A 20,234-nucleotide genomic window follows, 5' to 3' on the forward strand; every position below is an offset into this window, starting at 1 on the left:
CGAACGCAGGAGTCCAGGGCCACGAACGGCGCCTCCCGTAACCCTGGGCTCCTGCGTTCGCAGGAGAACGACGGAGATGAAGAATGGCTGACTACGACTATGACGTCCTCGTGATCGGTGCGGGCCCCGGCGGTTACGTCGCGGCGATCCGTGCAGCGCAGCTCGGCCTGCGCACCGCCTGCGCCGAAAGCCGCGAGACACTCGGCGGCACCTGCCTCAACGTCGGCTGCATCCCGTCCAAGGCGCTGCTCCACGCCTCCGAGATCTACGAGGAGGCCAAGGGCGGCCACATGACGAAGTTCGGCATCGACTTCCAGGGCGTCACGCTGAACCTCGACCAGATGCACGCGGAGAAGGCCAAGGCCGTCAAGGAACTGACCGGCGGCGTCGAATTCCTGTTCAAGAAGAACAAGGTCACCTGGCTCAAGGGCAAGGCCGCGTTCCAGGACGCGCACACCGTCGACGTGGCGGGGCAGAAGGTCACCGCCAAGAACATCGTCATCGCCACCGGTTCGTCGGTCATGCCGCTCCCCGGCGTCACGGTCGACCAGAAGACCGTCGTCGACAGCACCGGCGCGCTCGAGATCCCCAAGGTCCCCGAGCACATGGTCGTCATCGGCGGCGGCGTGATCGGCCTCGAACTGGGGTCGGTCTGGCGTCGTCTCGGCGCGAAGGTCACGGTCGTCGAGTTCGTCGACCAGATCCTCCCTGGCTTCGACGGTGAAGTCCGCCGCGAGACCGCCAAGCTTTTCAAGAAGCAGGGCATGGAGCTGAAGCTCTCGACCAAGGTCACCGGCGTGACCGTCGCCGACGGCGTCGCGACCGTCACCGTCGAGCCCGCCGCGGGTGGCGCGTCCGAGACGCTGACCGCCGACGCGGTGCTCGTCTCGATCGGGCGGAAAGCGAACGTCGACGGCCTCAATCTCGAAGCCATCGGCCTCGAACTCAACAAGCGCGGCCAGATCGAGACCGACCACTCGTTCCGCACCAAGGTCGACGGCGTCTGGGCGATCGGCGACTGCATCCCCGGCCTGATGCTCGCGCACAAGGCCGAGGACGAAGGCGTCGCGGTCGCGGAAAACATCGCCGGCCAGACCGGCATCGTCAACGAGGACGTCATCCCGAGCGTCGTCTACACGATGCCCGAGATCGCCGGCGTCGGCCTGACCGAGGAAGCGGCGCGCGACAAGACGGAGATCAAGGTCGGCAAGTTCCCGTTCGCCGCCAACAGCCGCGCCAAGACCAACCGCGACACCGATGGCTTCGTGAAGATCATCGCCGACGCCAAGACCGACCGCGTCCTCGGCGTCTGGATCGTCTCGAGCCTCGCCGGCACGCTGATCGCCGAAGCCGCCATCGCGATGGAATTCGGCGCGACCAGCGAGGACATCGCCTATACGTGTCATGCGCATCCGACGCATGCCGAGGCGATCAAGGAGGCTGCGATGGCGGTGCAGGGCAAGCCCATTCATATCTAGCAAGTGCTAGATATGATCTAAAGGGCTTGCCCGGCCGGCGGCGCTCCAGCGCCGTCCGACGACAGGGGCTTTGCCCCTGTCCGGCCAAGCCAGGCCTAAACTGAATTTAGAAAGGGCGTCGGTGGTAATCCACCGACGCCCTTTCTGCGTCTACAGAGCACAGGGGAAAGGTCGGCACCGGATTGAACCGCAGTTTGCCCGAAACCCCGTACGTTCCTCAAAACCCATCCGACACGCACCCCCAATCCGTCATTCCGGCGAACGCCGGGACCCACGGTTACGGCGGACCCGGCGATACGTGCTGCCATGACCCTGTTCGCGACCATGGGTCCCGGCGTCCGCCGGGATGACGGGGGAGACTGATGAATGGTGAAGCCCCATTAAAGGGACGCGAACTCCGGTGAATAATGACGGGCCTGGCCTATCACGACGCCCAGTGTCCCCCGTTGCGCGCCCCCATCCGTCATCCCGGCGAACGCCGGGACCCACGGTTGCGGCGGACCCGGCGATACCGTGCTGCCATGACCTGGTCCGCGACCATGGGTCCCGGCGTTCGCCGGGATGACGGGGAGGAAAGCGCGGCGAAAGCGGAGGGCGTATGCCTGACGAGGCGCGTCGCGCTAACGACCTCTCGCTCAAGCCATACCGCGCGCCCCGAACACCCCAACCCCCGAACGCAAACGTCCGCCGCTCTACCCAACCCAAACGAATCCTTAGCAAAGCCAGCCTATTAGCCGCCTAACGAACGAACAAGCAGGTGTCCGTGGCGCTCGATCTCACTACCCTTTACGTGGTTGCCGCGCTTGGCATGCTGGTGGCGGGGTTCGTTCACCTCGTGCCGGTGGCGACGGGGCGGTTCGGCACATGGGCGCTGCTATGGGGCGCAGGCCATCTCGTCGTCGGGTTCGGCACGATGATGGCGGTCCTGAACGACAGTATCGGCATCGCCTGGGCGCCGAATACTGGCAATCCCGCCGCGGTGATCGGGTATGCGCTGATCGCCGGCGCCGTGCTCCGGTTCGCTCGGCCCGAGGCTCGCCTGACGCCGCTTTTGGGAATTGCCGCCATTTTGGCCGTACCATTGGTGTTCAGTGACGATCCCACACATTTTCACCTTCGCGTCGCCTATCTCAGCGTCGTTCGCGCGAGCTTCGATGTCGTCGTCGTCATTGCTGCACTCCGCCTTGCCCGGCGTGAATCACTCCAGACCGGCTGGATCGTGGCGACGTTGTTCGCGATCACCGTGCCGCTCTTCCTCGGCCGCGCCTGGCTCGCCTATCACGACCGGATCGGCACGCAACTGACCGGCCTGCACGACGGTCTTGGCGCCTGGCTCGCCGCAGGCCAGATCGCCTTTATCATATTCCGCACCTTCTCGCTGCTGATCCTCCAGGCGGAACGCGGCCAGACCGCCCTGCGCGACCAGATGGAGCGCGATCAGCTTACCGGTGCACTCAATCGCGCGGGCCTCGACCGCGTCAGCCGGACATTTGACCCGCAGACGCCGCTCGCAGTCATGATGTTGGATATCGATCGGTTCAAAGCATTGAACGATACGCTGGGCCATGCCGCAGGCGACGCGGCGTTGTGCACGTTGGCGGACATTGCGAGGGCGGCGCTCGGTCGGAACGGTCATCTGGTTCGATGGGGTGGCGACGAGTTCGTCTGCCTGCTGCCCGATACCGCTGTCGATCAGGCCATCACACTGGGCGATGCCATCGCCGCGGAGTTTGCCTTGGCCATGCAACGCGACGCACCGGCGGCGGGTGCGATCGGTGTCAGCATCGGCACCGTCGACGGCGTCTGGGCTGGCCAGATTGCCGATCTGATCTCACGCGCCGACGCGGCAATGTATCGTGCCAAACGCGCGCATCCTCGCACATCGATCAGGTACGAGAAGGCCGCCTGACAATACTGCGGCTTGACTAAGCCGCAGTCTGATCGGGACGACGCCGGCAATATTGGGCCGCAATATTGGGCCGCAGGATGGGCTCTGGTCAGCCGGAAGTGCGCGTTTCCTTGTCCGGCTTGGTGCCTGCCCGGCTTGCGAACCCGGCAAATAGCCGTTCGAGTCCACCAGCGACGCTGTCGAGGACCTTTGCCATCTCGGGCGACATCGCAGGTGCGTCGCTGCGGGGCGGTTCTGGCGTATCTCCCGCGAACGGACCGGATCCCGTATTTGGTTCGGCTACTGCAGGCTCCGGGTCCGGCGAACCTTGCTTGACGGTATCAGCATGGCCCGATCCCTGCCCGGGAGAAGACTTGTCAGCATGGGGTGCAACGACGTCGTCGGTCGCACCAGTTGCGTGTGCGGCGGGAGCGGGGCCGGGGGCGACGATCCAGCCCGGGACGGCGATCCGCCTCCGCACGCCTGGTCCGACCCTGGCGAAGCAGGCCGCTCTCCCGTCGATCGCGTACCCTTGCTGGCGATCGCCGCGGCCGCCGCCATGAGCCCAGCGGCGAGGACCTGACGCCCGGCGCCCTTTGCCAGCACGCCCAGAACGATGTCCCGTCCTACCGGGCTAGCCATGCTTTCGATCAGCGTATTTCCCGTCTTTCGAAGGTCCTTCGGGATCTTCACGCCGCCGATCCGCTTGGGAATTCTGGCTGTCTTCGTCTTTGCCATATCAGTCTCTCGCGCTGTGTCTGATATAGATAAGACACCGGACCTAGAGTGCAACACATGCGCCCAGCGGATCGGCTCCGTCGAGGCTCCCGCGATTGTGATCGCAGAACGTCCACTCGCAGATCTCGATCGAGCGTTACGATCCGAACACGCTGAACGGGACGCCGACGAACAGGCCAAGCGTGAAATCGTCGTCGCGGCCGCCGGTGCCGTCGCGACGGTTCAGATAGACACCGCGTACGCCGCCGCGCAGCTTGCCGGTGCCGTCGCCGACGAAATACACGGGCACGTCCAGCGAAAAGGCCTTGGACTTCAGGTCGACGCTGACCTGCGGCGCGATCGCCAGCGTGGCGAACTGTCCGACCGCCGCGCCAAAGCCATGCCGCGCTTCGACTGCGACGATCGCCTTGTCCTTCCGCACCGGGGCGCCGTCCGCGTTCGTCATGCACTGCGTCTGTGGTGTCGTGATCGGTTGGCAGAGCGTCACCGGATCGTTTTCGGCATAGCGGCAGCCATAGGTGAAGGACCCGGTCAGCGCCGATTGGCCCAGTCCGAGTAGGACACCGCCGAACGCGGTGGCCTTGAAACCCAGCCTCGACTGGTCGCGGGTCGTGAATGCGGCGCGATCGAGATAGGTAAAATCGATCTGGCTCGCCGCCACTCGCACACCATAAAAATCGACGTTTCCGGGCAACGCGGCCTTGATCATCGAGCGCAGCCCTTGCGGATAATAGCGTAAGACGAACATCGATACGCCGGTCGGAAAGCTATAGGGATCGCACAGCTGGGCCACGTCGTCCTTGTCGCCATTCGCGTTCAGGCAACTCTCCCGCGCGCTCGACCTCTGGCTTTTCCGTACCATTCAAGTCCGCCTCGGTTGAATAATGGATATAGGATAGGGCGATCTCGGTGCCGCCCGAAAACCCGTCCAAACCTAATATCTTCGCTTCATGGCTCGAATCGAGATCGCTCGCGGCGGTGATCGTCAGATGATCGGCTGCCAGCCGCTTCCCGGTCTGCACACCGCTGATGTCGAGCGTCCAGGACAGGCTCGCGATCTTGTCCTCGCTCGATGCGATGAATTGCAGATCGGGCGTCGGGCTGGATTTCAGGAAACGGTCATTGGGCCCGTTTGCGGAGCCGGATTCGACCGCTTCCACAGCCAGAAGCCTGTTGTCCGCGATATGATCGACGATCATGTTTCCAATTGTCGATCGCTTGCCCTGCGCATTGGCTCCCGTGACGACGGGCGCATCGGCCCCCGGCACGACCTTACCCACGGCCCCAGACGTTACCGACGATGCATCGGCCGTCATGCCGCTGGCGATCAGGCGCAGGTCCCGCGCCGCCGCCTCGGCAGCCCCGGCGGCTCGCGTCGCCGCCTGCGCCGCGCGCTCAACTGCGGCGAGTGCGCGGTGGTAATCTGCCATCGTCGGCGCCGTAACAGGCCCGCCCGATATAGCGCCGGCCTCAGCGGGTAACGTCGCGGGTGTGGGAGGCGAAGACTGTGCCCAGGCATCGCCATGTCCCGCCAGGCCAATGGCGAAAGCGAGAGCATTGATCGCACGCATCCGGACCGGCAGCATCAGCGCACGTCGATCAGGAAAGCATCATAGGCCTTCCCGAGTGGGGGCGGGATCGTCGATGCATCGCGGGTATAGATCGCCGCGCCGTTGCGCAGGATTTCGACCTTCATGGTGGCACCGGGATCACCGATCATCACCCATTCGAGCAATTTCTTGCGGTCAGGTACGGCCTTAAAGATACCTTTACCGCCGCTCGTCGCGACGGGTTGCCCGTCGAAGGCAAAGCCATAATCGGCGATGCCGTTCAGATGCGACACTACGATCTCGAGGACTATGCGCAGATCAGCCATGAAAATACTGCCCCTGTAGGGCCGAACGGGCGAGGACCGCGTCGAGTGTGCGGTGGGTCGAGGGTCGGCCGGTAAAATACACGCGGCACGCTACGAACTGGACGCCCTGTGGAGCGTTGACCTGTGAATACCCTATCCACCGCCAATCACAGCGGCGAGATAGGTCCGTTTCGGGGATTTGGCATCGAACGCGTAACGGGCGTGGTGCGCTGGCGGAATCCCGTTGCCGTTCCTATCTCCCGCACTGGCATCCGGCCAAGAACAGAAGTAGAACTCACCTTATGCTGACCAAGATTTCCGTACGCGGCGCGCGCGAGCACAACCTCAAGGACGTCGACATCGACATCCCCCGCGACACGCTGACGGTGATCACCGGGCTGTCCGGCTCGGGCAAGTCGTCACTCGCGTTCGACACGATCTACGCCGAGGGCCAGCGCCGTTACGTCGAGAGCCTTTCCGCCTATGCCCGCCAGTTTCTCGAACTGATGCAGAAGCCCGACGTCGACCACATCGAAGGCCTGTCGCCCGCGATCTCGATCGAGCAGAAGACGACGTCGCGCAACCCGCGCTCGACCGTCGCCACCGTCACCGAGATCTACGACTATATGCGCCTGCTCTGGGCGCGAGTCGGCATCCCGTACTCGCCCGCCACCGGCGAGCCCATCGCCGCGCAGACCGTCAGCCAGATGGTCGACCGCGTCATGGCGCTCCCCGAGGGCACGCGCCTGTACCTGCTCGCCCCCGTCGTCCGCGGCCGGAAAGGCGAGTACCGCAAGGAACTCGCCGAGTGGCAGAAGGCGGGCTTCGCGCGCGTCCGGATCGACGGCGAGATCCACGACATCGACGAAGCTCCCGCGCTCGACAAGAAGTATAAGCACGACATCGAAGTCGTCGTCGACCGCCTCGTCGTGGGCGGCGAAATCGCCACGCGCCTCGCGGAGTCGTTCGAAACCGCACTGAAACTCGCCGACGGCCTCGCCTATGTCGATCCCGCCGACCCGGTCGAGCCGCACACCCCGAAATCGGAAATTCTCGGCAACAACGCCCCAGACGGCCGCATCGTCTTCAGCGAGAAATTCGCCTGCCCGGTCAGCGGCTTCACCATCTCCGAGATCGAGCCACGCCTGTTCTCGTTCAACGCCCCGCAAGGCGCATGCCCGGCCTGCGACGGCCTCGGCGAGAAACTGCTGTTCGACGAAGATCTCGTCGTCCCCAACCACATGCTCAGCATCAAGAAGGGCGCGGTCGTCCCCTGGGCGAAATCCAATCCGCCGTCGCCCTATTACATGCAGGTCCTCGGCAGCCTCGCGCGCGAGTTCAAGTTCGACATCGAGACCCCCTGGTCCGATCTCCCGCCCGAGGTCCAGAGCACCATCCTGCACGGCTCGAAGGGCAAGCCCGTCACGCTCACCTTCATCGACGGCAAGAAGAAATACGACGTCAGCAAGCCGTTCGAAGGCGTCATCGGCAACCTCAACCGCCGCATGCTCCAGACCGACTCCGCCTGGATGCGCGAGGAGCTGAGCAAGTACCAGTCCGCCGCCCCCTGCGAAGTCTGCGGCGGCGCGCGCCTGAAACCTGAGGCGCTCGCGGTCAAGATCGCGATGAAGGACATCTCCTACGCCACGCATCTCTCGGTGGTCGACGCGCTCCAGTTCTTCACCGACATGCCGGAGCACCTCGGCGACCAGCAGAACGCGATCGCCGAACGCATCCTCAAGGAGATCGTCGAACGGCTCGGCTTCCTCAACAATGTCGGCCTTGATTACCTCAACCTAGACCGCACCTCCGGCACGCTCAGCGGCGGCGAAAGCCAGCGCATCCGCCTCGCGTCGCAGATCGGCAGCGGCCTGTCCGGCGTGCTCTACGTCCTCGACGAGCCCTCGATCGGCCTGCACCAGCGCGACAACGACATGCTCCTCAAGACGCTCCGCCGTCTGCGCGATCTCGGCAACACCGTGCTCGTCGTCGAGCATGACGAAGACGCGATCCGCACCGCCGACTACATCATCGACATGGGCCCCGGCGCCGGCGTCCGCGGCGGCCAGGTCGTCGCGCAGGGCACGCTGAAGCAGATCCTCAAGTCGAAGGGCAGCATCACCGCCGACTACCTCAACGGCACGCGCGAAGTCCCCGTCCCCGCCACGCGGCGCAAGGGCAACGGCAAGAAGCTCACCGTCCACAACGCGGTCGCCAACAACCTGCGCGGGGTCACCGCCAGCCTGCCGCTCGGCACCTTCACCTGCATCACCGGCGTTTCCGGCTCGGGCAAGTCGAGCTTCACGATCGACACGCTCTACGCCGCCGCCGCCCGCGAGCTGAACGGCGCGCGCATCGTCCAGGGCAAGCACGACAAGATCACCGGCCTCCAGTATCTCGACAAGGTCATCGACATCGATCAGTCGCCGATCGGCCGCACCCCGCGCAGCAACCCCGCCACCTACACCGGCAGCTTCACGCAGATCCGCGACTGGTTCGCCGGCCTGCCGGAATCGCAGGCGCGCGGCTACAAGCCCGGCCGCTTCAGCTTCAACGTCAAGGGCGGCCGCTGCGAGGCGTGCCAGGGCGACGGCGTGCTCAAGATCGAGATGCACTTCCTCCCCGACGTCTACGTCACCTGCGACGTCTGCCACGGCGCGCGCTACAATCGCGAGACGCTCGAGGTGAAGTTCAAGGGCCATTCGATCGCCGACGTGCTCGACATGACGGTCGAGGACGCCGCCGAGTTCTTCAAGGCGGTCCCCCCGATCCGCGACAAGATGGCGATGCTGGTCGAGGTCGGCCTCGGCTACGTCAAGGTCGGCCAGCAGGCGACGACGCTCTCGGGCGGCGAAGCGCAACGCGTCAAGCTCGCCAAGGAACTCTCGCGCCGCGCCACCGGCAACACGTTGTATATCCTCGACGAGCCCACCACCGGCCTCCATTTCGAGGACGTGCGGAAATTGTTGGAAGTCCTCCACGCGCTGGTCGAGCAAGGCAACACGGTCGTCGTGATCGAACACAATCTCGACGTCATCAAAACCGCCGACTGGGTGCTGGATCTAGGCCCCGAAGGCGGCGTCAAGGGCGGCGAGATCGTCGCCGAAGGCACGCCGGAGAAGGTCGCGAAGGCCAACGGCAGCTTCACGGGGAAGTATCTGGCGCCGTTGCTGGAGAAGCGGGTGGTGGCGGTGCCGGAGCAGCTTGCCGGTTGAGTTGGGCTAGGTGACAGGCTAATGGATAAAAATCCGAATTCTTAATTCATGGGTGCCAAGCAGCTAAAATGCTAAAATCCCTAAAAATAGTTGGTTTTAAATCAATTCGTTCGGCAGAACTTAAATTTTGTCGCTCGAATATTTTCATCGGCCCAAATGGCTCTGGAAAATCGAATATCTTGGAAGCACTCGGCGTCCTCTCGTCAGCGCTGTCAAGGGGATTTGATCCGGGAGTTCTTGCAGACCGAGGTGTTCGGCTCTCCTTGCCAAGGCTTTTTAAATCGGCTTTTAAGGGAAAGGCCCTCTCCCCTCATCTTCGACTAGAAGCTCAATTTGAGAACGGGCATTATGAGTGTTCAATTCGAGCTGGCTTATCTAGTAAGCATTTAGAGTTTCATTCCGAAATGCTGTCGGATGGCAACGTTAAGGTATTTGGCAGGGGGCCGAACGGTGTTACTATCAGTAAGCGTTTTGTTGACTTGGAGAGCGGAGACTTCGGGCGATTAAGTTCGGTGCGTAGTGTCTGGGACACCGTTTCTCCATTTGCAAAAATATCTGAAGGCTTAAGAGCTGAACTCGAGGAATTCTCCCGGTTCGCAATATTTGCGCCGCAGACTGCGGTCATGCGCGGACTCGCGACGGAAAGTAGGATCGTGCATCCACTGGGCCTCGCAGGTTCAGGCCTGGCTGGCGCTTTTAGAGATGTGTTGCGAAAAAGGGCAATAGAGTCGTCGGAAATCAAAAAGCAGTACGATGCAATTCTTGGTCTTATCAAGAGTCCGGGCTGGGTGAGCAAAATTATCGTAGGTGGATTTGATCCATCAATTGTTCCGTCTGAAGTTACGAGTGATGGTTTGCTATTGTATTTTCAAGATCGATTTATGACTGAAAAGAGGCGCCATTTAAGCGCCTACGATGCAAGTGAAGGCACTTTATATCTCACATTCATTGCAACGCTTTTGTTGCACAAAGAGGCTCCTCGCATTTTTGCGCTAGATAATGTCGATGGAACTCTCAACCCTGACCTCGTTCGGCAACTAACGGAAGCCGTCGTTAACGTAAGTTCCTCGGGAACTGGGGTGGGAAATCTGACTCATCAAAGCTTCATGACTTCTCACCATCCGTCATCAATCGATAGTTTCGACATATTTAACGATATGCATCGAGTTTATACTGCCAAAAGGAATGAAGACCGTAACGGCTCGACAGAATTCATTCCCATCGTTCCCCCGGCGGGAATGACGAAGGAGGAGTGGATCGAAGAAAGTCGAGGACATTCCCTCTCAAGGCTTTGGCTGGATGATAAGATCCCTGGCGCATTGATCCCGCGATGTGCGCTATGAGGATCGGAGTTGTTTGCGAGGGATTGCACGACTTTCTCGCCTTGAAGGCAATTTTCGGCAGTTTGGCCCGAAAAAAGGAGTTGTCATAACAGCTTTTGACTCGGTTCAACCGAGGGTCGACGCAACATCTTCGGTTCAAGTTAGTGGTGGGGGGTGGCATCGTGTCAAAGTTTGGCTTGAAGACAACCGTGGCGCCGATCTTCGAAAGATACTGGCGTCAAACCTGTTTTCTGCCTCAACTCCTTATGACATATTATTGATACACATGGATGGTGACGTAATTTGGCTTGCGAAGGAATTTAGCTCAAATACCAGGGCCAGTTGTTTCGGTAATCCTGGGCTAATAGTTGCAACGATGGAAAAATTTATCGAGGCCACACTTCAGCCGCCGGATGAAATGGATGACTATATAATATATGCCGTACCAGTTTTGCATACGGAGTGCTGGTTAGTAGCAGCGTCCTCAGAGCGTCCGTTCCGGCGGAATATCGAAAACCTCAAAATTAAAAAGGTCGGACAGCGCTTTCTGCAAAGGAAATTTGGTTCGGAGATAAATGCAGCAGCTAACAAGGCAGCTAACCTGTTGGGTGAAAACCTCGATACCCTTCGGACCAAATATCAAAGTCTTGATCATTTTGCAGTCAGGGTTGAGTCAGCATTTTTGTAAACCCTTGGGTTTGCTTTGCGAGCGCGATGGCCTGTGAAAACTCCAATATCAACATCGAATGACTACAGGGCCGACAGTCTCGTCGTTGTCGTCAGCCTCAAAGAAGGGATTGATCCACGCCCTGTACCTCTAGCAGCCTTGGATTAGTTCTCAGTACGCCTGGGTTTAGCAGCAGTTTTGCCTGCTGCCTGATCCTGTCGTGCATCCGCGGTCAATCGAGCATCGCGCGGCACCCCGCGGCGTAACGGCGATCGCATCGGCAACGGACTTACCTCGTCTGCAGTGACGCGGCGGAACCCTGTCACCCGCCCGCCCGTTCCCGGTGCACAGCACAAGGATACGCGCATGACCAAGCCCCGCCACCCACACACGCCCCCAAGCCCAAGACGTTCGGCATCAACGCGCTGTCGATCGGGGCCGCGGCGATCGGTCTCGGGGGTGCGTTGCTGGCGGTGTTCCTGCGCTCGAAGGCCAACCCCGCCGAGCATGCCGCGCCCGATCTCGCGCTCGACAAGCCCCGCCCGGGTGCGACCGATCGCGCGCCGGACGCCTTCCGCCCCGATCCCACCGCGGTCCCCACCAAGGCCGAGCGCGAGTCGCTCCGCCCCGCCACCGGCCCGGCCCCGTCGTTCGCCGCGGATCGCGGTTCGACGCTCGGCTGAGACGCCTTCCTGATCCTCCCCCCGCTAGGGGGCGGTGGCTGGCGCTTGCCAGGCGGAGGGGGAGGGGGCGACTACCCCTGTTGCGTGTCCTCCCCCTCCGTCACCTGTGGTGCCACCTCCCCCTGGCGGGGGAGGATCGGAAAGCCCGACGGTTGAAACTTTTCCTGAAACCACCGCCCGCGCTCCGTCACCCCGGACTGGTTCCGGGGTCCACGGTTCCCCGGACTCGATAGCGGCGGCCGTGCGGAACGGTGGATACCGGAACAAGTCCGGTATGACGCGGGGAGGGGGGCGCCACGCCAGTCGGTCACGCCCCCGTTGCCACGCCCACGTTGCCGACGCCACGCCCTCATCCCCCTTCCGTCATCCTGACGAAAGTCAGGACCCAGAGCTAAAAGCGCCATACCCCGTAACCCTGGGTCCTGACTTTCGTCAGGATGACGAGGGTGGGACGTCAGGACGAGGCCCCCGAAACCGCTGTCCTACACACCCCGATCCGGCATACCTGATCGGTCCTCTCGCAACGAGGATCGATCATGGCGAACGCACCCACCCCGGCCGACCCGCCCCCATGCTACATCGCAACGCGCGCCACGCCCGCCCCCGGCCACGCTACGAACCCCCGATCCCCGACCATCTCCCCGACGCGGTCCGCCACGTCATGGCCTGGCAAGCGCATGTCGACGCCGGCCGGATCGGCACCCGCATCCCCGTATCGCCCGAGATCGCCGCCAACCGCGACCGCTGGACCGCGCTCGCCCGGAGCATGCGCAAGTGACCGCCGCTCTCCAGCAACACGGCATCGACCAGGGCACCGAGCAAGCCGGCGAACCCGAAACCCCCTCGCAAACCGCCCCCGATCACCCCGCACCCCTGCAAGCCGACCCCGCTCCGCAAACCGCCAACGCCCCGCGCGCGTACATCCCAGCCACCCCGACCCGCTACACCCAGCGCAGCGACGGCTGGACCCCGGATCGCCAGCGCGGCTTCCTCGAACGCATCGCCGAGGGCGCCACCGTCGACGAGGCGAGCGCCAGCGTCGGCCTCTCGCCCGGTGCCGCCTACACGCTGCGTCGCCGCGCGGCAGGCGCAGCGTTCGCGCTAGGCTGGGACGCCGCCAAGCTGGTCGCGCGGCCGATCGTCGCCGAGACGCTGTTCCTCCGCGCGATCGCCGGCCAGACCGAGCGCGTCACCAGGCCCGACGGCGACGTGATCGAGCGCCACCGCTACGACAACCGCCTCGCCATGTCCTTGCTCAACCGCCTCGATCGCCACGCCGACGCCACCGAGACCGCCAACGCCGCCACCCGCATGGTCGCCGCCGAATTCGACGCATTCCTCGACATCATCGCGCGCGACGCCGGCCCCGCGCGCCGGCCTGTTCCTCGGCGAACGTCTCGACGCCGACGCCATACAGGCGGGGGCGGGGCCAGGAACGGGATCAGCCCCGAGCGCAGCCGAAGCGGCGATGGCGCCGATCCTCGCGCTGGCCCGCGCGGACCGCTGGTTGCGCAGCGCCGCCGGCGTCGCTGCCGGAATCGACGTCACCGATCTCGATCCCGCCGCGCGCCGGCTGGACCGCCGCGCAATGGTCGCGCGCCGAAGCCGCCGGACTGCTGCAACTGGCGCCGGAACCCGCGCCCGAACCGGCACCCGATCCGGTGCTCGATCCGGACCTGAGGCCCGCTGTCGAAAGCGCGCCAGCGTCTGCACTTCCTGTACTTCACTTTGACCAGGATGGTCGCGACGGTGATCATCCGGTCTGGTTCGACTCGATTTCGCAGGGCTGGCGGACCTGTTTTCCGCCGCCGGATCCGTATTTCAACGCCGAAGAGGGCCTGTTCGGCGAAGACGCGTACAGCCGCGAGTGTTCGGACGAGGAGGCGATCATCCTCGACGCGCCCCGCGACCGCGAGATCGCCGAGCGGACCATCACCGAGGGCGTCGACCGCGATACGTGGTTCGTCGCCTATGCGATCGACGGCGGTCTCGTCGACGAAGCGGGCGCCGAGGCGGCCGGCGCCACCGATGCGGATCGCATCACCACGTTGGCGGCGAGTTTCGATCCTCTCGGCTGCGACGAACCGGTCGCACCGGCGCCCGGCGCGCGCGGGTCTCGATCCCGTCCAGCCGCAGCGCCCGGACGTTCCGTCGCCCCCGGTCGCGGCGCCTGCACCCAAATCCCCGATCGGGCGTTCTCCCGCCGTCAGACTCTTATACGACAGGGACCCCCATGAGCATCTTCAGCAAGATCAAGTCCGCCATCTTCGGTGAGAAGGGCCCGCTCGGCAGCGGCCATTTCGGCACGCCCAAGGCCGACGCACCCGCACCAGCGCCTGCGCCGCAGACCACTGTAGCCCAGCCCGCCCCGACGCCAACGCCCGCCGCACCGACTCCGCAGGCTGCCCCCGCCGCGCCCGCCCAGGCGGTTGACGTCGAGGCCGTCCTCTCGGGCATCGCCTCGAAGAAGGGTTCGGACCTCAACTGGCGCACCTCGATCGTCGACCTGATGAAGCTGCTCGATCTCGATTCGAGCCTCGACAACCGCAAGGAGCTCGCCACCGAGCTCGGCTATACCGGTGCGAAGGACGGCAGCGCGGAGATGAACATGTGGCTGATCAAGGCCGTGATGCGCGAGCTGGAAAAGAACGGCGGCACCGTGCCCGCCAATCTCAAGGACTGAAGCCATTTCGGCGCCGGCAACCAAACCCCGGCGCCGATCATTACGCCTTCAGTATCAACCTCCTGAAAGGACACGACATGCGCGTTGCGATGCTGGGCCTGCTGGCCGCCTCCACCCTTGTTGCCGGCTGCGTCGGCGATGGAGGCAGCCGCTACGGCGTCGACCCGCGCTATCGCTCCTACGACTATAACCGCGTCGACCCCGCCTACGGCGGCTACGATGCCGGTCGCTATTACCGTGACGATGCGCGCTATCGCGAGCGCCGCCTGTCGCGCAACGACCGCGTCTATCGTGGCAATGATGGTCGCTACTATTGCCGCCGTAACGACGGCACCACCGGCCTGATCGTCGGCGGAGTCGCGGGCGGCGTGCTCGGCAACGTCATCGCCCCCGGTGGTTCGGGTCTGCTCGGGACCGTCCTCGGTGCCGCCGGCGGCGCGCTCGCGGGCCGCGCGGTCGACCGCTCCAGCAACAACACGCGCTGCCGTTAAATTGCTCGACCGGCGCCGAAATATCGGCGCCGGTCCTGCTGAATTCCTGCCACCGACGGTGTTGCGCGCGAAAATATTTATGTGCGGTAATCGACGTAGTTCTTGACCCATTTTACCGGCAAGATTTGCAATTCCGGCGATCTTGGCCCATATAGCGCTCAGCTACAGTCGCATATCGACGGTTCTTGGCGCTTTGCGGCACCTTTCTCCTTCTTTCCCTGCTCCGCGGCACGGGTCGCCCGAACGTCGGGTTACTCTCTACTAAGAAGGAGCCACTTCATGGCTATCACCGGAACCGTCAAGTTTTTCAACGCCGACAAGGGCTATGGCTTCATCGCGCCGGATGGCGGCGGCAACGATGCATTCGTGCACATCACAGCGGTTGAGCGCGCCGGTATGCCGACGCTGAACCAGAACCAGCGGGTCACCTACGAGCTCGAGCCCGACAAGCGTGGCAAGCAGTCGGCTGTGAACCTCCAGCCAGCCGATTGATCTCGCTGGCGGGTTACGGTCCGCCAACCTGATCTCGGTTGCGATGCGGCGGCCATCATGGTCGCCGCATCACCCTTTGAAATTTCCCGCAGGAGCGCACCAGCATGGCCGATAATCCAGAATTTTACCGGGCCCGCGCTGATGAAGAGCGTCGCAACGGCGATGCCGCCCTCCTCGACAACGTCCGCGATCGCTGCCGCCGCGCCGAAAAGGCCTGGGACGACATGGCCTCGCGCGCCGAACGCACCCAAATCCTCCGCGCCGCGCGAAGCTGCCCCTCCCGGTGGCGAGCGCATGATGATCGGCACGCCATCGATGGTCCCCGCTGAGTAAGCGCGTACGGATCTCGGTTGAGCTAGATTGAACCCGGGTGCAGCGATGCGCTCGGGTTTTGCTTTGATAGCACAGAAGTAAAAAGCTGAAGGCAGAATGGGTTCGCGCAGAGGCGCAGAGAGCGCGGAGGTTCCCAGCCGAACCGGAGGTTCCCCAAAACTCTGGTAACGCCAGCTCCATCACCCCGAGCGAACCTCCTCAGCGTCCTCTGCGCCTCTGCGCGAACCAATCTTCTGTCAGACTGAGCGGCACTGCGGTGACCACCGGAAGCTGAACAAGCATTCTCTCGATCTCAACATAGGGGAGAGTCCGCCGCGAAGTTCGGTAGCAAGGTTGAGGGGCGTTTAGAACGCTCTGATCAGGTGAAGATCGACGCCGCCGCTATTTCAGCGGCTTACCGGAGTCTTTCCACCGGTCGAGGATTTGCGATTCAGGTGGCAGCATGTCAGCGGCAACGGCGGCAGTCGTCTTGGCGTAGGCGTGCTTGGCGTCCGCAACCACCACTGGTGCAGACGGTGCGGAGACCGTAACCGCCGCCGCCGTTGCCGCGGCAATCATCTGCGGCGTCGGCGTCGAGGGAGTGATTGGCTGCACCATCATGTGCGGTCCCGGGAGCGGTTCGCCACCGGCATAGCGTTGGGTGAACGCCGCCGAAGTGCCCCAATACCCCTTCCAGCGATGGAAGAAATGCGCGCCGACCACGTCGGTCATCACCATGCTGCGGTTCCATGCCGGCGTCACCGCATAGGTATGGTAATGCGTTGCGAGCCCGACCGGCGCGTAGACATAGCCCGCGAGAGCCATGCCCGCAGCGCGCGCCGCGCGTAGCCACGCCGCCCGCGCCGGGATACGCGCCATCGCCCCGTCGCAGGCGAAGCTGAACTGGCAGCCGGCATGCTCGGAGCCTTGGTACACCACGCCGCATACCGTCCCTGGAAAGGCAGGATGGCGCGCGGTTGAGGATGACCTGCGCCACCGCCTGCTGCCCTGAATCGGGTTCGGAGGCGGCTTCGTAGTAGATTGCGGCGGTCAGGCACTGGATCGCGCGGTCGCGGTCGATCGCCGACGCGCCCACCATCGAGAAGGGCCGCGCCGGGACCACGCCGGCATCGAGCGCCGCCCCGGCTGGAATCGGCAAGGCGGGCAGGTCGATCGTGCCGGTGACACCGCTCGCAGGTGCCGCGATTTCCTGATCGGGGAGGGGGCCGAGACCGATACGGGCGTCGCCGTGGCGACCATAGCCCGGTCCCGCGCGGCATTCCGGGCAGAGATTCCGCGCAGCGCGGCGTGGGCAGACATGCCGGCGCCGATCACCAGCACCGTGGCGACCATCGCCAACCAGATGCGATGCATCGCCCGAACCGTCTGCACCCGAACGCGCACCCTGCCACCTCGAAATCTGTCCACGGGGGAATGCCCCGACGAGCATGAAGATTCCGTGTAACCGATATCGCGCGCAGGATCGCCCGCCGATTCCGTCCGTCCCACCGCGGGACGATCGTCCCAATCGGCAGCGGAATGCTACACGAGGCGGTGCGTTCAGGCGAAGATCGTCAGCGCAAGGTTGCGGTATCGAGTTTCAAGGCAGCCTCGGGGATCACCTCGACGTTCGGATAGGCCTTGCGCAAGGGCTCGATGAACTGTTTGGCATCGCCGACGACGACGATACTGGCCGCTTTCGGGTCTAGCAACGCGACCGCAGCGGCCTGCACCAATGCCGGATCGACCGCGCCGACCGCACCGGTATAGCGTTGCAGTTCGTCCAGCGGCACGCCGTTCTGGACATAGGCGCCGAGGATACCGGCAACGCCTGACGTCGTCTCGATCCCGCGTCCGAAATTGCCGACGAGCACCGCCTTGCGCGTGTCGAGTTCAGTGGCAGGGACGGGGGCTGACCCCATCCGCGTCATCTCCGCGGCGATCAGCGTCACCACTTCGGCGGCGGTCGGGTTCTTGGTCTGCGTCCGCGCCGCGACCGTGCCCTGCGTCTTCCCCGCATCGAGCCCGCTGCCCGCGCCATAGGCCAGCCCGCGCTTGATCCGGATTTCCTGGTTCAACCGCGACGAGAAGCCGCCGCCCAGCACCGTGTTGCCGACCGCCAGAGGATAATAGCGCGGATCGTTCCGCGCGATTGCCGGCCGCGCCACCACGACGCCCGCCTGACCCGCTTCGGGCATGTCGACGACGATCACCCGAGGCTTAGGGTAGGTGACCTGGGGCGCCGCGGCTGCCACGGTGTTGCCCGATGTCCACCCGCCGAACTGTGCCTCAGCAAGCGTCTTCGCCTGCGCCGCGGTGACGTCGCCGACCATGATCAGCGTCGCCTGACCCGGCTGGAAACTCCGCGCATACGCCGCGGTAATGTCGTTTCGCGTAATCGCCTTGAGCGACAATGGCGTGCCTCCGTTCGGTGCGCCATAAGGCGACGCGCCGAGGACGGCCCGATCCGCAACGAGCCCTGCGACCTGCGCCGGATCCTTCAACGCCAGCGTTACCGCGTCGATCTGCTGCGTCCGCGCACGCTCGATCTCCTCGGACGCAAACGCCGGGTTGATCGCGACATCTGCGAGGATTGCCATCGCCGGTGCGAGCTGGTCCGACTTCACGGTCACGTCGACCGCTGCGCCATCGCTTCCCGCCGAACTGCCGATCGCTCCGCCAAGCCCCTCGACCGCCCGCGCGATCTGCGTTGCCGAGCGTGTCTTCGTGCCCTTGGTGAGCAACTCCGCCGACAGACTGCTCACACCTGCGCGGTTCGCCGGATCGGTCGCCGCGCCGCCCGCGGTCACCAGATAGGCGGTGACGATCGGCAGGTCGTGCCGCTCGACCGTCACCAGCCGCATGCCGTTCCTAAGCCGCGTCTCCACCGGCTGCGGGATCGTCGGGGAAACCGACGCGCTCGGTGCGGGCGGCCGGACGCGCTGGCCTTCGGACGCAGGCGTCACGATCTCGATATTCGCAGGCGCCTTCAGGTCGGCAACCTGCACGGTCGGCGCTATCGCGATCGTATCGGTAACGCCGGCCGGGGGCTTGGCGGCAAGCGGCATGTACCGGATCGTCGCCGACTGGTTCTCGCCCAGATACTTCCGCGCCACGCGCTGGATATCCGCCGCCGTTACCCGCGCAATCGCTGCAAGTTGCTTGTCCGCTGCTTGCGGATCACCGTCGACCAGCACGGCGGAGGCCAGCGTGCTCGCTTTCCCCTCGGCGGTCTCGCGTGACTGGATCGACTGAGTCAGGATCTCGTCCTTCGCCTCGGCCAGTTCGGCGGCGGTCACCGGCGCATCGCGGAACCGGGCTATCTCGCGCTTCAACGCGGTCTCGCCCGCCTCGACCGTCTTGCCGCCCGCAAGGATGGCGTAGACGACCATGTTGCCAGTCGCCTGCTTGGTATCGAGGAACGCCTCGGCCGACTGCGCGAGCTGGTCACGGTACACGACGCTCTCGTACAGCCGCGAACTCTCGCCCGTCGCCAGCACCGCCTTCAGGACCATCAGCGCGGGAATGTCGGCGTCGCGATCCGGGGGCAGGTGATAGCTGACCAGCACCGCGGGCAACGGCGTGTTCGGCTCGTACACCGTCCGCGTGACGGCCTTGGTCCGCGCGGGCTCCGCTACCGTCACGCGCGGGATCGCCGCGGTCGGCTTCTTGATGCCCGCGAAATACTGGTCGACCCAGCCGTTAAGCTGCGCCGGATCGAAATTGCCGGACACGACGAGGATCGCATTGTCGGGTCGATAATAGGTCGCATGGAACGCGCGGACGTCGTCGATCCCGGCGGCTTCCAAATTCTCCAGGCTGCCGATCCCAGGCCTCGCATAGGGATGAACCTGATAGGCGAGCTCGGGATAATAAATCGAGAACAGCTTGCCGTAAGGCTGGGCGAGCGTCCGCTGGCGCAGTTCCTCCTTCACCACGTCGCGCTCCGAGCCGAAGCTTTTGGGCTCGACGACGAGGCTCGCCATCCGGTCGGCTTCTGCGAACAGCAGCCGCTGGAGGTGGTTGGCCGGAATGACCTCGTAGTAATTTGTATAGTCGTCGTTGGTCGAGGCGTTGTTGTAGCCGCCGACGTCCTCGGTCAGCCGGTCCATCTGTTCCGACACGAGGTTGCGCGTCGACTTGAACATGAGGTGTTCGAACATGTGCGCAAAGCCGGACTTGCCCTTGGGATCGTCCTTCGAGCCGACATCGTACCAGACCTGCACCGACACGTTCGGCGTGCCCGTGTCACGGATCGCATAGACGCGCAGGCCGTTCGGCAGGGTGCGCTCGGTATAGGCGATCGGCTTGACCAACACCTGGGTCGGGGCAGGTGCGGTCTGCGCCACCACCGCTACGGGAAGACATGCTGCGGTCAACAGCAACGCGGAGCGGAGGAGGCGCATCGGA

At 64.0% G+C, this 20,234-nt stretch carries 18 protein-coding genes; 13 read left to right on the forward strand and 5 right to left on the reverse strand.

Features of this window, described 5'->3' with window-relative positions:
• The first annotated feature begins 83 nt into the window (after positions 1-83).
• Both lpdA and QP181_RS17905 read left to right on the forward strand, forming a co-directional pair.
• Entirely contained in the window at positions 84-1,478 is a 1,395-nt protein-coding gene (lpdA, locus tag QP181_RS17900; RefSeq protein WP_333929354.1) for a dihydrolipoyl dehydrogenase, read from the forward strand.
• A 763-nt stretch (positions 1,479-2,241) separates the two neighbouring features.
• A complete protein-coding gene (locus QP181_RS17905) occupies positions 2,242-3,387 on the forward strand; it encodes a GGDEF domain-containing protein (RefSeq protein ID WP_333929355.1) in 1,146 nt (381 codons plus the stop codon).
• Positions 3,388-4,240: 853 nt separating this feature from the next.
• Here the strand turns inward: QP181_RS17905 and QP181_RS17910 are convergent.
• Genes QP181_RS17910 through QP181_RS17920 form a run of 3 tightly spaced genes read right to left on the reverse strand, consistent with a single transcriptional unit; the run spans position 4,241 to position 5,980 of the window.
• A complete protein-coding gene (locus QP181_RS17910; protein ID WP_333929356.1) occupies positions 4,241-4,897 on the reverse strand; it encodes a hypothetical protein in 657 nt (218 codons plus the stop codon).
• Positions 4,872-5,690, reverse strand: a complete 819-nt coding sequence (locus QP181_RS17915) for a hypothetical protein (RefSeq protein WP_333929357.1) — start codon at positions 5,688-5,690, stop codon at positions 4,872-4,874. Before QP181_RS17915 ends, QP181_RS17910 begins: the two co-directional genes overlap by 26 nt.
• The gene (locus tag QP181_RS17920) at positions 5,690-5,980 is read right to left on the reverse strand and encodes a hypothetical protein (protein WP_132737531.1); all 291 of its coding nucleotides are present in this window, start codon (positions 5,978-5,980) and stop codon (positions 5,690-5,692) included. The genes QP181_RS17915 and QP181_RS17920 overlap by 1 nt, the downstream gene beginning before the upstream one ends.
• 281 nt (positions 5,981-6,261) lie before the next feature.
• Between QP181_RS17920 and uvrA the strand changes: the two genes are divergently transcribed.
• The 11 genes from uvrA (at position 6,262) to QP181_RS17975 (ending at position 15,841) form a co-directional block, all read left to right on the forward strand.
• A complete protein-coding gene (gene uvrA, locus QP181_RS17925; RefSeq protein ID WP_333929358.1) occupies positions 6,262-9,174 on the forward strand; it encodes an excinuclease ABC subunit UvrA in 2,913 nt (970 codons plus the stop codon).
• 68 nt (positions 9,175-9,242) lie between these two features.
• Positions 9,243-10,517 carry an AAA family ATPase gene (locus tag QP181_RS17930; RefSeq protein ID WP_333929359.1) on the forward strand — a complete coding sequence of 425 codons (1,275 nt, stop codon included), beginning with the start codon at positions 9,243-9,245 and terminating at the stop codon, positions 10,515-10,517.
• Positions 10,507-11,184 (forward strand): hypothetical protein, encoded by a 678-nt coding sequence (locus tag QP181_RS17935; protein WP_333929360.1) that lies wholly within the window; start codon positions 10,507-10,509, stop codon positions 11,182-11,184. Before QP181_RS17930 ends, QP181_RS17935 begins: the two co-directional genes overlap by 11 nt.
• 443 nt (positions 11,185-11,627) lie before the next feature.
• Entirely contained in the window at positions 11,628-11,846 is a 219-nt protein-coding gene (locus QP181_RS17940) for a hypothetical protein (RefSeq protein ID WP_333929361.1), read from the forward strand.
• A 571-nt stretch (positions 11,847-12,417) separates the two neighbouring features.
• Positions 12,418-12,624: a hypothetical protein gene (locus tag QP181_RS17945; RefSeq protein ID WP_333929362.1), complete on the forward strand. Its 207-nt coding sequence runs from the start codon at positions 12,418-12,420 to the stop codon at positions 12,622-12,624.
• The gene (locus QP181_RS17950; protein ID WP_333929363.1) at positions 12,621-13,526 is read left to right on the forward strand and encodes a hypothetical protein; all 906 of its coding nucleotides are present in this window, start codon (positions 12,621-12,623) and stop codon (positions 13,524-13,526) included. The genes QP181_RS17945 and QP181_RS17950 overlap by 4 nt, the downstream gene beginning before the upstream one ends.
• Positions 13,508-14,083, forward strand: coding sequence for a hypothetical protein (locus QP181_RS17955; RefSeq protein ID WP_333929364.1), 576 nt, complete (start codon positions 13,508-13,510; stop codon positions 14,081-14,083). The genes QP181_RS17950 and QP181_RS17955 overlap by 19 nt, the downstream gene beginning before the upstream one ends.
• On the forward strand, positions 14,080-14,529 hold the full coding sequence (locus QP181_RS17960; protein WP_333929365.1) for a DUF3597 domain-containing protein: 450 nt from the start codon (positions 14,080-14,082) through the stop codon (positions 14,527-14,529). Before QP181_RS17955 ends, QP181_RS17960 begins: the two co-directional genes overlap by 4 nt.
• 77 nt (positions 14,530-14,606) lie before the next feature.
• On the forward strand, positions 14,607-15,020 hold the full coding sequence (locus QP181_RS17965) for a glycine zipper 2TM domain-containing protein (RefSeq protein ID WP_333929366.1): 414 nt from the start codon (positions 14,607-14,609) through the stop codon (positions 15,018-15,020).
• A 279-nt stretch (positions 15,021-15,299) separates the two neighbouring features.
• A complete protein-coding gene (locus tag QP181_RS17970) occupies positions 15,300-15,512 on the forward strand; it encodes a cold-shock protein (protein WP_031394996.1) in 213 nt (70 codons plus the stop codon).
• 104 nt (positions 15,513-15,616) lie between these two features.
• Complete coding sequence (locus tag QP181_RS17975) at positions 15,617-15,841, forward strand: hypothetical protein (RefSeq protein WP_333929367.1); 225 nt, start codon at positions 15,617-15,619, stop codon at positions 15,839-15,841.
• Positions 15,842-16,226: 385 nt separating this feature from the next.
• Here the strand turns inward: QP181_RS17975 and QP181_RS20160 are convergent, their stop codons facing one another.
• Positions 16,227-16,763 carry a cell wall hydrolase gene (locus tag QP181_RS20160; protein WP_443027565.1) on the reverse strand — a complete coding sequence of 179 codons (537 nt, stop codon included), beginning with the start codon at positions 16,761-16,763 and terminating at the stop codon, positions 16,227-16,229.
• Positions 16,764-17,398: 635 nt separating this feature from the next.
• Entirely contained in the window at positions 17,399-20,230 is a 2,832-nt protein-coding gene (locus tag QP181_RS17985) for a M16 family metallopeptidase (protein WP_333929368.1), read from the reverse strand.
• Between the last annotated feature and the right edge of the window lie 4 nt (positions 20,231-20,234).

The sequence above is a fragment of the Sphingomonas sp. LR55 genome (assembly GCF_036856015.1).
Classification (GTDB): Bacteria; Pseudomonadota; Alphaproteobacteria; order Sphingomonadales; family Sphingomonadaceae; genus Sphingomonas.